Here is a 13,254-nt window from a genome sequence, read left to right as displayed (position 1 = left end):
CTGCCTGATGGTCCCGGCGGGTCGCCGCGGACCGAGTTCAGCGGTCAGATCGGCACGGTCGCCAGCACCTGGCGGGCGATGATCAATTCTTCGTTAGTGGCGATTGCGTAAACCTCGACCGCGCTGCCCTCGCCGGTGATCCGCCCTTTTCCCGACCGGTTTGCATTCGCATCGAGCAACACGTCCAACCATCGCAGGCGCTCGCAAACCGCTTCACGGATCTGCCAGGAATGCTCTCCGATCCCTCCCGTGAACACCAGCGCCTCGAAGCCCTGGAGCGTGGCTCCCATCGCCGCGATCTCGCGGGCGATCCGAAACGTGAAGAGATCGATTGCCTCTGCCGCACGAGGATCCTTGCTGCCAAGCAAGGTCCGCACATCTGCCGACACTCCCGAAACGCCGAGCAGGCCGGACTTGTGGTAGAGCAAGGTCTCCAACTCATTCACGGCCATGCCGCGCGCCTGCTGAAGGTAGAGAAGCACGCCGGGGTCGATGGCGCCCGGCCGCGTGGCCATCATCAACCCGTCAAGCGCGGTGAACCCCATGGTGGTGTCGAGACTTCTGCCTTCGCGCATGGCGCACAGGCTGCATCCGCTGCCGAGATGCGCGACCACGCAACGCTTGCCGAGGAGCCCGGGCGAGAGCGCCTGCAGCTGGCCGGCGACGAATTCGTAGGAAAGGCCGTGGAAGCCGTAACGGCGGATCCCGCTTTCCTCGAACTCGCGCGGAAGCGCATAGCGGTTGACGGGCGGCTCCAGCGTGCGGTGAAAGGCGGTGTCGAAGCAACCGATCTGGGACAGGCCGGGCAGCAGTTTGGAGATTGCGCGAACCGGCGCCAGGCCGGCCGGCTGGTGGAGCGGTGCCATCGGCGTCAGCGAGTCGAGCGCCTCGACGATCTCGCCGGTCAGCAGGACCGGAGCCGAAAACCGCTCGCCGCCATGGACGATGCGATGGCCGACCGCGCTCAGCGGAGCCTGCGCAAGATGCGGATCGAGGACATCGAACAAGTCCCGCAGGAGAACCTCTACGGCCGGGCTTGCGGGCTTGACGGCGCGTTTGACGATGGATTTGCCCGACGCGTCCTTGGCGACGAGGCTTGGCTCGTCATCCAGGCCTTCGAACGCGCCGCTCAGCCTGAGCACTGGCCCCTCTCTTGATCCGGCTTCGAACAGGCCGAACTTCAGGCTGGACGAGCCCGCATTGAGGGCGAGTATTGCGCCGGTCACGAGCGGCGCTCCCCGGCGGGCGCGGCCTCAATCATCCGCCGCGCCCGCACTGTCGCGCCAGACCCAGTTCCGGATCTCGGGCATGTCCTCGCCATGTTCGCGGACATAACGCGTGTGCTCGCTCAGGCGGTCGGCAAATCGGGCCCTCGCATCCGCTGCCCTGGCGCTCAGCCCCGGAACCCGCTCGATCGCCTCGATGGCAAGGTGGAAGCGGTCCAGTTCGTTTAGCACCGCCATGTCGAACGGGGTGGTCGTCGTGCCCTCCTCCTTGAAACCGCGCACGTGAAAATTCTCATGATTGGCCCGTTTATAGGTCAACCGGTGAATGAGATAGGGATAGCCGTGATAGGCGAAAACCACCGGCCTGCCGGTCGTGAACAGCCTGTCGAATTCCGCGTCCGCCAGGCCGTGTGGATGCTGCTCCTTGGGCTGCAGCGCCATCAGGTCCATCACATTGACGACGCGTATCGCGAGATCCGGTATCGCCCGGCGAAGAAGGTCGACAGCCGCGAGCGTCTCCAGCGTCGGCACGTCTCCCGCGCAGGCCATCACCACGTCGGGATCCTCTCCTCCACGCTCGGTTCCCGCCCAATCCCAGATCCCGATGCCGGCCTCGCAATGACGTATGGCGTCGTCCATCGGCAGCCACTGGGGAGCCGGCTGCTTGCCGGCAACGATCACGTTGACCCGATTGTAGGTTCGCAGGCAATGATCCGTGACCCAGAGCAGCGTATTGGCGTCCGGCGGGAAGTAGATGCGCACGATATCCGCCTTCTTGTTGGCGACGAGATCGACGAAGCCGGGATCCTGGTGGCTGAAGCCATTGTGGTCCTGCCTCCACACATGGGAGGTCAACAGATAGTTGAGCGACGCGATCGGTCGCCGCCAGGCAAGTTCACGCGAGACCTTCAGCCATTTGGCGTGCTGGTTGAACATGGAATCGATTATGTGAATAAACGCCTCGTAGCATGAGAAGAGGCCATGCCGGCCGGTCAGCAGGTACCCTTCCAGCCAGCCCTGGCAAAGATGCTCGCTCAGCACCTCCATGACGCGGCCGTCGCGCGCCAGATGCTCGTCATAGGGCTCGATCTTTTCCATCCAGACGCGCTCGGTCGCGTCGAACACCGCATCCAGCCTGTTGGACGATGTCTCGTCCGGCCCCATGAGCCTGAAATTGCGGGCATCGGCATTCAGCCGTACGACCTCCTCGATGAACGCTCCCATGAGCTTCGTCGCCTCGGCCCTTGCGCCGCCGGGTTTCGGTACCGGCACCGCGAAGCGACGGAAATCCGGCAATCGCAATTCCTGCTTGAGCATCCCTCCATTGGCGTGCGGATTGCTGCCCATGCGCCGCTCACCGTCCGGCGCCAGGGCCTGGAGATCGTTTCGAAACCTGCCCGCTTGATCGAAAAGCATCTCGGGCCGGTAGCCGCGCATCCAACTTTCCAGAGCTGCGAGATGGCCTGCATCTTTTCGCGGGTCGGTGATCGGCACCTGGTGCGCGCGCCAGAAACCCTCGACCTTCTTGCCGTCCAGCTCCTTCGGGCCGGTCCACCCCTTCGGGCTTCTGAGCACGATCATCGGCCAGCGGGGACGATGACCCACGCTGCCGGTCTCGCGCGCTTCCTTCTGGATTTCATCGATGCGATCGAAGACCGTATCGAGTGTTTCGGCCATCAGGCGGTGCATCGCCCCCGGTTCGTCGCCTTCGACGAAAAAAGGTTCATAGCCATATCCAACCAGCAGGCTTCGCAACTCCTGCGCGTCGATCCGGGCGAGCACCGTCGGGTTTGCGATCTTGTAGCCGTTGAGATGAAGGATCGGCAGGACGGCGCCGTCATGGATCGGATTGAGGAATTTGTTCGAATGCCAGGACGCTGCCAGCGCCCCCGTTTCCGCCTCGCCGTCGCCGATCACGCAAGCGACGATGAGCTCCGGATTGTCGAAAGCGGCGCCATAGGCATGAGCCAGCGCATAGCCGAGTTCGCCGCCCTCGTGGATCGACCCCGGAGTTTCCGCGGCCGCATGGCTCGGGATGCCGCCCGGAAAGGAGAATTGGCGAAAGAGCTTGCGCAGCCCATCCTCGTCGCGACTGACCTCGGGATAGATTTCGGTATAGGTCCCTTCGAGATAGGTATTGGCGACCATCCCCGGTCCGCCATGGCCTGGGCCACAGATGTAGATCACGTCGGCATCCCGCTGCCGGATGATGCGGTTGAGATGGGCGTAGATGAAGTTCAGGCCGGGCGTGGTGCCCCAGTGGCCAAGCAGGCGAGGCTTGATATGCTCCGGCCGCAACGGCTCTTTCAGCAGCGGATTGTCGATCAGGTAGATCTGTCCGACCGACAGAAAATTCGCGGCCCGCCAATAACGGTCGATAAGATCGAGCTCTCCTTGTTCAGGCTGGCTACGCATTGCCCCGACGAGTTTCTCCTTGGCAAAGCTGGTGAAATACGATGCGTCCCGCCCGCATTGAATAATCCGACAGCGAAGTCGAGGTTCCCATGAAATGCGAGCCGCCACGTGGCTGGCCGGGGAAATCTTGCCTCAGCCGCGGATTTCACCATCTAAAAGCGATGCCATCGCCCGGATCCAGCAATCCCACGGACCCTCGCCAGGACGACCTCTTTGGTGCGCCCGACAGCTTGCCGGAAGGATTTCGTTACCGGCCCGAACTGATCACGCCGGCGCAGGAAGCTGAACTGGCGCGGGAGCTCGGGAGCCTGCCCTTCCAGCCATTCGATTTCCACGGCTATCTCGCCAATAGGCGCGTGGCAGGCTTCGGCCTGCGCTACGACTATGAGCGGCGCCAGGTGATGGAGGCGCCGCCCATACCAGGTTTCTTGCTGCCCTTGAGGGACAAGGTAGCCGGCTTTGCCGGCCTGCCTGCCACCGATTTCGTGCAGGTCCTCATCAACGAATATCGGCCGGGCGCCGGCATCGGGTGGCATCGCGACAAGCCGCATTTCGGCATTGTCGCCGGCGTGTCACTGTTGGCTGCTTGCAGTTTTCGCCTGCGCCGCAGAAACGGTGCGAAATGGGACCGCGAAACCGTTACCGTCGAGCCGAGATCCGCATATCTGATGACCGGCGCCTCCCGAACCGAGTGGGAGCACAGCATACCGCCGCTGACGGAGCATCGCTATTCGATCACGCTGCGGACACTCCGGCCGTCGTGATCATGGGGTAGCAAATGGCGGGCGGGCGGTACACCGCCTCGCGGAGAGCTGCCGGAGCCAGGAAATTTCACCCGGGCATGAAACTTTCCCCGCCACCGATGGTTTTGCCGTCAGGTTTTATGGGCGCTGCCCGAGGACGTGCGGCAGCTCTGCTTCGATCCCGACACGAACTCCTGAAGCTCCCATCAAGCGAACGGTTTTAGAAACCGTCGCGCTTAATGAAGGAAATTCGCCATGCCCAACGCTGCCGAAATTCTCGTCGACACCCTGATCAACTGGAAAGTGGAGGTCGTCTTCGGCCTGCCGGGCGACGGCATAAACGGCATCATGGAGACGTTGCGCACCCGTCAGGACCGCATCCGGTTCGTCCAGGTCAGGCACGAGGAATCTGCCGCCTTCATGGCGTGCGCCTATGCCAAATGGACCGGCAGGTTGGGCGTCTGCCTGGCCACCTCGGGACCTGGGGGCACACACCTCCTTACCGGGCTCTATGACGCCAAGCTCGACCAGGCTCCCGTGCTTGCCATCACCGGCATGCAGTTCCACGACCTCATCGAGACTTTTACGCAGCAGGACGTAGACCTGACCCGCGCCTTCAACGATGTCGCAATCTTCAACGCACAGGTCTCCGATGCCGCCCATATGGAAAACCTGGCCGGTCTCGCCTGCCGGTCGGCCCTTGCCCGGCGCGGCGTCGCCCATCTGTCGATTGCCAGCGATGTCCAGGAAAACGAGTTGCCCGAGGCGGACCGTTCGAAGCGAAACCGGCCCTCGCACACCCCCGATCGCTGGTTCGAAGGCAGCCGGCTTCCGGCCGCCGACCAGCTCGACCAGGCGGTTGAGATTCTCAACGCGACAAAAAAGGTCGCCATCCTGGCCGGGCGCGGCGCACTCGGCGCACGCGAAGAACTCGAACGCGCGTCGGACCTGCTGGCGGCACCCGTCGCGAAGGCGCTGCTCGGCAAAGCCGTGCTGCCCGACGACCATCCGAACACGACCGGCGGCATCGGCATTCTCGGCACCCGCGCCTCGCAGGATGCGCTGAGCGAATGCGACGCCCTGCTGATTGTCGGATCGACGTTTCCCTACATCGAATACTATCCCGAACCCGGCAAGGCGCGCGGCGTCCAGATCGACCGTGACGCGCAGAGGATCGGCCTGCGGTACCCCGTAGAGGCAGGGCTCGTCGGCGATGCCGCCGAAACCTTGCGCCTCCTCAACGAACGCCTCGAGCGCAAGAGCGACCGCTCGTTCCTGGAAAAGGCACGGCGGGAAATGGCCCGCTGGCGCGACGCGATGGCGTTATCCGAAGCCAAGCCGGATGTACCGCTGAAGCCGCAACTCGTGGTCAAGGCATTCGGGAGGCGTATGCCCGAGAACGCGATCCTGGCAGCCGATTCAGGACAGAATACCGAGATGGCTGCCCGGCACATCGACATGAAGGCCGGACAGGCGTTCGGGGTTTCTGGAGCGCTCGCCTCGATGGCCTGTGGCCTTCCCTATGCGATCGCCGCCGGCATTGCCTTTCCGGGGCGCCCTATCTTCGCGGTGGTTGGCGATGGCGGGCTTGCCATGCAACTCGGCGAATTCTCGACCGCGGTTCGGCACGGCATTCCGCTCAAGGTCCTCGTGCTCAAGAACGGCATGCTGAACCAGATCGCCTGGGAGCAGATGATGTTCCTTGGCAATCCGCAATTTGGCTGCGAGCTGCAGCCGATCGATTTCGCCATGGCCGCCGAGGCCATGGGCGGCATCGGCTACAGCGTCTCGCGGCCGGAAGAGGTCGAGGGTGTGCTGGAGGCGGCCTTCGCCACGCAGGGACCGGTGATCATCGAGGCGGTGGTGGACGCCTATGAGCCGATGATGCCGCCCAGGATGCCACCGGACTACGCCAGGAACTTCCGCAAGGCGCTGCCGGACACACCTGGACACGACCAGATCGAGGACAATGTCGGCGAGGAACCGCTGAAGTCCATGATGAGCGAAGTATCCGAGGAGGCGTAGGCACAGCCGGTCTCGCCCCCACGTCTGCGACGTGCCTGTCGACACTGCATAGGGATGCGTCTACCGAGTCCGCGCGATCGGTATCGGCGTCCCGACCATCCGGAAGTCTCGGGCCATGTACGGCTTCCGGGCGGATCCTGCTGCTGCGAGAATGAAAGGTTTGTGCGGCACAAGCTGCCGCAAGCCACTGTTCTTGCGCGGAAATCTAGCATCAAAAAAATTTTTGGGACCCTCTTGAAGAGATTTTTGGCCATTCCCAGATCGTTTCGCGTCGAGGCTTCGGCTCGACGAAAATGCGTCGCGTCATCCGCGGCGTCCCATGTTGCTTTTCGGAGGATATGGCTATGAGAAGCATGGATTATGCCCCCCTTTACCGCACGACGGTCGGTTTCGACCGTCTCTTCGACATGCTCGACAGCAGCGTTCGCTCGGACTGGCCCCCCTACAATATCGAAAAGAAGAATGAGAACGATTACCGCATCACCATGGCGGTAGCAGGCTATGACCTGGATGAGATCGAACTCGTGCAGAACGGCGCCGAACTGTGTGTCACCGGACGCAAGAAGCCCGATCCAGAGCAGCGGCAAGTTCTCCACCAAGGCCTTGCAATAGGCAATTTCAGACAGGCCTTCAGGCTGGCCGACCACGTAAGGGTGGAGGCTGCGACGCTGAACTGCGGTTTGCTTGCCATCGACCTCGTGCGTGAGGTGCCCGAGGAACTCAAGCCGCGTCGCATCGAGATTGGCGTCCGCGACCCCAAAAATACAATTAACTCGATAAGCCAGGATATGCCGCGCAAGGCGGCCTAGGACGTGGCAACAACCTGCGGTCCGCCTCCCGGCAACGCCGGGAAGCCAAGATTGCGGAGAACGGAGATGACAAGCGAAGCTGATATCTTTCTTCAAACCGGCGCAAGAAGACCGACCCGCATCGACGTCTCGTCGTTACCGAAAAACCCCGGCGACGTCCTCAACTGCTCAACCATGAGCCTTGCGGCGAAGCGTGCCTTGCTTGCCTCATGGGCCTCGGACAGGCATGCGGTTGACGACGCTCCGTCGCTGCGCAGACTGGATGATGGCTCGGTCATGAATGTGGATGAGACCCTTCGCGCGCTGAAGGCACTGGATGAGCGCGAGCAAGGAAATCCGCCGCATAGGGCTGCGTCTCCATCGCAGCGGCGTTCTTTCGGCCGCTTCCGTCGAGGGAGTTGGTCCCGCTGGGTCGCGGGCATCCGAGGTGAAGACGATGATGACGATCCACCTCCGAGCCCGGTCTGCGCGGCGATCCCGCCGAAGGCAGGCGGTGGCGGGGCATTTTCCCTGCCGGAACCTGAAGCAGCCTAGAGCAATCCAGGGAAAAGCGCATACCGCTTTCCCTGGAAATTACGTGGAAACAAACAGTTAGAGCAGTTCGGCGTCTCGTGAAACGAGAACTGCTCTAATGAAGAGGTTGGCGCCAACCCTCAAAAAAGCATCCAGCCAATGGAGGAAGTTCATGAACGTCAAAATGTTCGAGCAGCCCGTTCTGGTGAAGAACGGGGATTTCATGATCGAGGAAGTAGCGTGCCTCGAAGATGCATTCGACTTTCTGCAGAATTGGCCTCGGAACCGCAGAGGTCCGATTTTCGAAACCGCCCTGCGCGCGTGCCAACGCGCCTATGACGGCCAGGTCCCCGTCTCGCTGGCGCGCGATGCCTTTGCCGGCTTTGCCCGCTCGGCCAGGATACTTGAAGACGTCTCGACCTCCATACCCTGGATGGCGGGGATCAAGACGGGCAGAGGCGGCGTTTCCGCCTGAGGAGAACCTTCGCGCGACCTTCGGTTTTCAAGGCAAGTGAGGTTCTGAGAGCGCTTGGGACAGTTCACCCTTTCACAGGCGCGGTGACCGGTGGCCAACGCCGATCGCCATGGCTCGGTGCCGGTCAACGGAACATCGAGCCGCCATCAACGTCGAGGGCCGCGCCATAGACGAAGCTCGCGGCGTCTGAGCAGAGGAACAGGATCGCGGCGGCCATGTCGTCGGGCCGGCCCATGCGGCGCATCGGCAAATTGGCCGCGATGCGGTCCTTGAGAGCCTGGTCGATATGGGAATGCATCGGCGAATCGGTCGGCCCCGGATTGAGGGCGTTGATGCGCACCTTCTTTCCCGCCAATTCGCGCGCAACCGACTTCACCAGCGACAGCGTGCCGGCCTTGGACGCCGCATAGGCTGTGTCGGCGATGAGCCCGCCGCCGCCATGCACGCCGGCGTCTGAGGCCACGCACACGATATTCCCCCCGCCGGCATTGCCTTGCATGCGCTGCACCGCCCCCTGGACGGTGAAGAAGGTGCCCAGCAGATTGACGCCGAGGACGCGCTGCCAGTGCGCCCAATCCTGCTCCGCGATTCTCTTGGCCGTGATGATCGCCGCGCAGGTGACGACATTGTCGAGCCGCGCCAGCCGGGCGTCGCAATAGTCGAACATGCGCCCGATGCTGTCGGGGTCACCCATGTCGGCCACCACCTTGTGCGGTGTCCCGGCCATTCCGCTCAGTTCGTCATGGCGCTTGGCCAGCCCCTCCGCGTCGCGGTCGCACATCACCACCTCGGCGCCCTTGGAGAGAAAGGCACGGGCGGTCTCGAAACCCATTCCGCTCGCGGCGCCGGTCACCAGCACGGTCTTGCCGGCGAAGCTGTCCTGGGAAAATGTGGCGTATGGGTCGATCATGATGTCTCCGTGAACCGATAAGAGGTGGCCGGCGGCAAGGTTTCCGGCGCGGCGTGTTCAGGCCTTCAGGTGCAGCGTCACGAGCACGCTGCACTCCGCGCCGCTGTCGAAACGCGCCGCGACGCGCAGCCAGTTGCCGAAATGGCTAAGCCGCGCCATTGCCATGCCGTCGCGCTCGGCCGGCATGGCAAACTCGGTGCCTTCGCGCAGCCAGTGCATTCCATCCGGCGAGATCTCGACCCACGCCGTTGCCGCAGGGCCGACAGGTTGCTTCAACGCGCGCACGAAGAAGATCGCCTCGCGCGCCCATCCTGCCTCATAAGGCTCGCTGGCGGCCTCGCCGCGCCAGCGCTCGTTGCGCGAGACGACTGCGGTGATGTTCTCGGGCAGCATCAGAAGTCTCCGGAAATGCAGATGGAGTCGACATAGAGAAAGGCCCGTTTGGCAACGTCGGTTTCAGCGAAGAGGCCGAAATTGAGCATGCACCACAGGTTCTTCATCGCCGGAATGCGGATCGAATCAAATCCCGAGAGGTCGAAGCTGCGATCGTTGCAGCGCAGCCCGAGCGCCGTCATCGATTCCAGATCGAAATCGAAGCACAGATAAGTCCAGTTCACCTTGGTGGGGATCTCGTTGTAGCACAGGCGCTGCGATCCGCCGGGAAGATCGAGCCAGCCCTCCGGCGACAGATGATAGTGGCTGATCGTTTTGTCGTCGGTGCCGATCGGCACGATCCTTTCGGTCTCGCGCTTGTACTGCCATTTCTGCAGATGCTGGCCGTCGAGCGCGTTAAGAAAGCGCAGATGCGGCATGACGCGATGGTTGCCGCTGTTGCCGTCCTGGTCTCCGCCTTGCAGGTCGAACAGGAAGCCGACGGAGCGCACATCGGTTTCGGACAGCTTCAACGTGTTGGCTTCGGGCTTGAAGGTGAAATACATTTCGAAACGGATCGGCCCGCGCTTCCTGAATGTGTGGCGTTTGATGGCGACGTTGCGGGCCCCCGCCACCGGGCGTGTCGCGATCTTCAGGGCATAGGATGAATCCATCCCGCCATGCGAGCCGGCGTCCCAGTGCGCGAGCGTCGACAGCATGGCGCTGGTGTGCTGCGCGTAGCCCGGCAGCATCGTGTCGAGATCGTCCTCATAGTTGCCGACAAGCTGCGACCAGCCGCAATGACCGCGCGCGAAATTGTCGAACGACAATATCCGCGGCAGCGGGTCGAAGCGGCTGAGCGCGGGGTCCGCGCGCAACAACGCCAGCCGCATCGCCTCGGCGAGGTCAGCGCCCTGGTTTGGAGACTGGTTCTTCATCTCGGCCTCATCCGGCTTTCAGTTTCTTGACGGCGTCCCAGTCGATCTCGATGCCCAGCCCCGGTTTCTGCGGGACGTCGAGCGTGCCGTTCTTCTGCCTGACGCAACCGGGCGCGAGATCGGCCAGACTGGTCTTGAACGGGCTGGCGTCGCACTCGCACTCCATGACGCCGAAGTTCGGCATCGCGGCTGCCAGATGGACGCTTGCGGTCTCGCAGACAATGCCCGACATGCCGATATGCGGCGCATAGCGGACGTCATGCGCGGCGGCGTAGTCGGCCATGCGACGCGTCTCGGAGATGCCGCCCGCGCGCGCCACGTCGGGCTGCAGCACGGACAGCGTCCGGTTGGCGATCAGGCGCTGCGCCTGGTCCAAGGTGAAATTGCTCTCGCCCGCGGCCAGCGGCACGTCGCAGCGCCGGCGCAGTTCCTCATAGCCCTGCTCGTTTTCCGGTTGCAGCGGTTCCTCGAACCAGAAATAGCCGTTTGCCGAAAGCGCACGGCCTACCTCGACCGCCTCGTCCAGATTGTAGGCCCAGTTCGCATCCACGCAGAGTCCGATCGCATCGCCGGCGCGCTTGCGGATGCGCTCGATCCGTTTGCAGGCTTCGCGCACGGGCCGCGCCATCTTCACCTTGATGCGCGTAAAGCCCTCGCCGACATAACGATCGAGTTCAGCATCGGCGGCATCGTCGTCGACCCAGTTGACCGCGGCGGCGTAGACGTCGATGCGGTCGCGTCCAACACCGCCGAGAAGCTTCGCGACCGGCTGTCCAGTCGCCTTGCCCAGTATGTCCCAGAGCGCGATGTCCACGCCGGCGATGGCCTCGATCAGCATGCCGCCTGCCCTGCCCGACAGCGCGCGGCGCATGGACTGCCACAGGGCGCCGATGTTGCGCGCGTCCTGGCCGAGCAAGCGCGGCTTGAGCGAGCTTTCGATCAGCTCGACATAAGCCTTGGGCGAGAACCGCGCCAAGGTTTCGCCGACGCCGACAATGCCCTCGCTCGTGCGCACTTCGACCAGGACCAGCGAGACCTTTTCATAGACGCCCCAGGACGTGACCGTGGGCCGGGGCAATGTCTGGCTGAGGGGATGGGCAATCACCTCGGCAATCTTCAGCGGCCCCGCCGCGATTGGATCGCTCACGTGCATCGGCTCCAGATTTCTCCCTTGTCCTCTCGCACCGCCCTCATAGCTCTCACTTGTAAACTTAGCAACCAAAAAACTTAGTTGCTATGTTTGAGGAAACCGTGCTAGTGATCCGCGGAAAGGATCCCGAATGCCCCTGGACGCAGCACGAAAGCCGATTTTCGCCGCGAAACTCGCGAGCCCTTCCCGCCTCGCGGACGGCGTTTCGGACGCGATCGCCGCGGCGTTGTTCGACGGACGCATCGCGCCTGGTGAAGCGCTGCCGCCGGAAGGCGAGATCGCCAGGGAATTCGGCGTCTCCAAGCCCATCGCCCGCGAGGCGTTGCGCCAGTTGACCAGCGCGGGCCTCGTTTCGACGCAGCAAGGAAAGGTGGCCCGCGCCAAGGCGCTCAGCGGCGAGCCGATGGAGCGCATCTACGCCTATGCGGTCCGTTCGAGCCTGACGCGGCTTCAGGAAGCCAACGAGATGCGCCGCGTCATCGAGGTTGGCATAGCCAGGCTGGCTGCCGAGCGCCGCGATCCGCGCGGCCTGGAAATGATGCGCCAGGCCGTGCTCGACATGCATGCCGGCATCGGCAGGCCCGGCGATTTCACGCAAGCCGACATTCTGTTCCACCTCGGCCTCGCGACGGCCACGGGCAACTCCATGATCCGCATCCAGATGGAAGGGATGCGGTCGGTCCAACGCGAGGTTTCGGAACTGTTCTCCCAGCGCTCCAACCGCACGGAAGCGGATTGGCGGGCCACCGTCGAACGGCACCAGGCGATCTACGACGCGATCGTGGCGGGCGACACCGATCTCGCGGACCGGCGCATTCACGAGCATTTCGACGCGGCCGACATCGCCTCGTTCGAGGTGGCCGGCAAGCTCGGGGAGCCGTCGCCGTGAGCAAGGACCGTTTTTCCCTTGCCGGACGGCGGGCGCTGGTGACCGGCGCCAACTCCGGCATCGGGCGCGCGGTTGCGATTGCCCTGGCGCAGCATGGCGCCAGCGTCGCGCTGCATCACTTCGGCGACGCCGTCGGCGCGCGCGACACGGCGGCGGTCATCGGCCCGGGCACCGTGGTTCTCGGGGCCGATTTCACCGATAGCAAGTCAATGTCGGCTTTTACCGATGAAGCCGCCGGCGCCGGCCCCATCGACATTCTCGTCGCGAACGCGGCGATCGAGCGGCGCCGTGCATGGAACGAGGTCGACGAGGCCCATATCCAGGCCCATGTGGCGGCAAACTTCACGGCCCTGCTCACCTTGGCCGCGCGTCTCGTTCCAGCCATGGCAACGCGCGGGTGGGGACGCGTGGTCGCGACCGGCAGCGTGATGGCGAGGCGTCCGCGCGCCGAGACGATCGTCTATGCCTCGCTGAAGGCGGCGCAACTGACGGCGATGCGCGCCATGGCGCGCGATGTCGCGTCGCATGGCGTCACCATGAATGTGGTATCGCCCGGCGCCATTGAGACGGAGGCAACGGCCGAGCGCTACCGGGACGTCGCCTTTCGCCAGGCGGTCGCGGCGAAGATTCCCGCCGGCCGCCACGGCCAGGCCGACGACCTCGTCGGCGCCTTCGTTTTTCTGTGCAGCGACGCCGCCCGCTACATCACCGGGGCCGACCTGCCCGTCGACGGCGGCTGGACGATCGGCGACGCGCCCGGCGCGCTGCCGGGGACAACAGCATGACAAG

Annotated in this window: 13 protein-coding genes; 7 read left to right on the top strand and 6 right to left on the bottom strand. The window is 63.7% G+C overall.

Annotated features, from left to right (window positions below; all coding sequences use genetic code 11):
- Positions 1-44: 44 nt before the first annotated feature.
- Complete coding sequence (locus tag LB551_RS12185) at positions 45-1,226, bottom strand: acetate/propionate family kinase (protein WP_224659293.1); 1,182 nt, start codon at positions 1,224-1,226, stop codon at positions 45-47.
- Positions 1,227-1,253: 27 nt separating this feature from the next.
- Positions 1,254-3,641 (bottom strand): phosphoketolase, encoded by a 2,388-nt coding sequence (locus LB551_RS12180; RefSeq protein ID WP_224659292.1) that lies wholly within the window; start codon positions 3,639-3,641, stop codon positions 1,254-1,256.
- Positions 3,642-3,802: 161 nt separating this feature from the next.
- Here LB551_RS12180 and LB551_RS12175 point away from each other — a divergent pair, with 161 nt between their 5' ends.
- From LB551_RS12175 to LB551_RS12155, 5 genes are all read left to right on the top strand, one after another.
- On the top strand, positions 3,803-4,405 hold the full coding sequence (locus LB551_RS12175; protein WP_224659291.1) for an alpha-ketoglutarate-dependent dioxygenase AlkB: 603 nt from the start codon (positions 3,803-3,805) through the stop codon (positions 4,403-4,405).
- Positions 4,406-4,639: 234 nt separating this feature from the next.
- The gene (locus LB551_RS12170; protein ID WP_224659290.1) at positions 4,640-6,409 is read left to right on the top strand and encodes a thiamine pyrophosphate-dependent enzyme; all 1,770 of its coding nucleotides are present in this window, start codon (positions 4,640-4,642) and stop codon (positions 6,407-6,409) included.
- 344 nt (positions 6,410-6,753) lie between these two features.
- Positions 6,754-7,218, top strand: coding sequence for an Hsp20 family protein (locus LB551_RS12165; protein ID WP_224659289.1), 465 nt, complete (start codon positions 6,754-6,756; stop codon positions 7,216-7,218).
- Positions 7,219-7,284: 66 nt separating this feature from the next.
- Positions 7,285-7,752 (top strand): hypothetical protein, encoded by a 468-nt coding sequence (locus LB551_RS12160; protein ID WP_224659288.1) that lies wholly within the window; start codon positions 7,285-7,287, stop codon positions 7,750-7,752.
- 151 nt (positions 7,753-7,903) lie between these two features.
- Positions 7,904-8,206: a DUF982 domain-containing protein gene (locus tag LB551_RS12155; RefSeq protein WP_224659287.1), complete on the top strand. Its 303-nt coding sequence runs from the start codon at positions 7,904-7,906 to the stop codon at positions 8,204-8,206.
- Positions 8,207-8,330: 124 nt separating this feature from the next.
- On the opposite strand, the gene LB551_RS12150 is transcribed toward LB551_RS12155, so the two are convergent.
- The 4 genes from LB551_RS12150 to LB551_RS12135 all read right to left on the bottom strand — a co-directional run bounded on the left by LB551_RS12150 (position 8,331) and on the right by LB551_RS12135 (position 11,573).
- Positions 8,331-9,038 (bottom strand): SDR family NAD(P)-dependent oxidoreductase, encoded by a 708-nt coding sequence (locus tag LB551_RS12150; RefSeq protein ID WP_411970941.1) that lies wholly within the window; start codon positions 9,036-9,038, stop codon positions 8,331-8,333.
- 135 nt (positions 9,039-9,173) lie between these two features.
- A complete protein-coding gene (locus tag LB551_RS12145; RefSeq protein ID WP_224659285.1) occupies positions 9,174-9,509 on the bottom strand; it encodes a hypothetical protein in 336 nt (111 codons plus the stop codon).
- Entirely contained in the window at positions 9,509-10,381 is an 873-nt protein-coding gene (locus LB551_RS12140; protein WP_224659362.1) for a DUF6772 family protein, read from the bottom strand. The genes LB551_RS12145 and LB551_RS12140 overlap by 1 nt, the downstream gene beginning before the upstream one ends.
- Before the next feature lie 52 nt (positions 10,382-10,433).
- Positions 10,434-11,573, bottom strand: coding sequence for a mandelate racemase/muconate lactonizing enzyme family protein (locus LB551_RS12135; protein WP_224659284.1), 1,140 nt, complete (start codon positions 11,571-11,573; stop codon positions 10,434-10,436).
- A gap of 133 nt (positions 11,574-11,706) precedes the next feature.
- On the opposite strand from LB551_RS12135, the gene LB551_RS12130 reads away from it, so the two are divergent.
- A complete protein-coding gene (locus tag LB551_RS12130; protein ID WP_140549714.1) occupies positions 11,707-12,465 on the top strand; it encodes a FadR/GntR family transcriptional regulator in 759 nt (252 codons plus the stop codon).
- Positions 12,462-13,250, top strand: a complete 789-nt coding sequence (locus LB551_RS12125; protein ID WP_224659283.1) for an SDR family NAD(P)-dependent oxidoreductase — start codon at positions 12,462-12,464, stop codon at positions 13,248-13,250. Before LB551_RS12130 ends, LB551_RS12125 begins: the two co-directional genes overlap by 4 nt.
- Positions 13,251-13,254 lie beyond the last annotated feature (4 nt).

The organism is Mesorhizobium sp. BR1-1-2, from assembly GCF_020165435.1.
Classification (GTDB): Bacteria; Pseudomonadota; Alphaproteobacteria; order Rhizobiales; family Rhizobiaceae; genus Mesorhizobium.
This window is presented reverse-complemented; position numbering and strand designations above follow the sequence as displayed.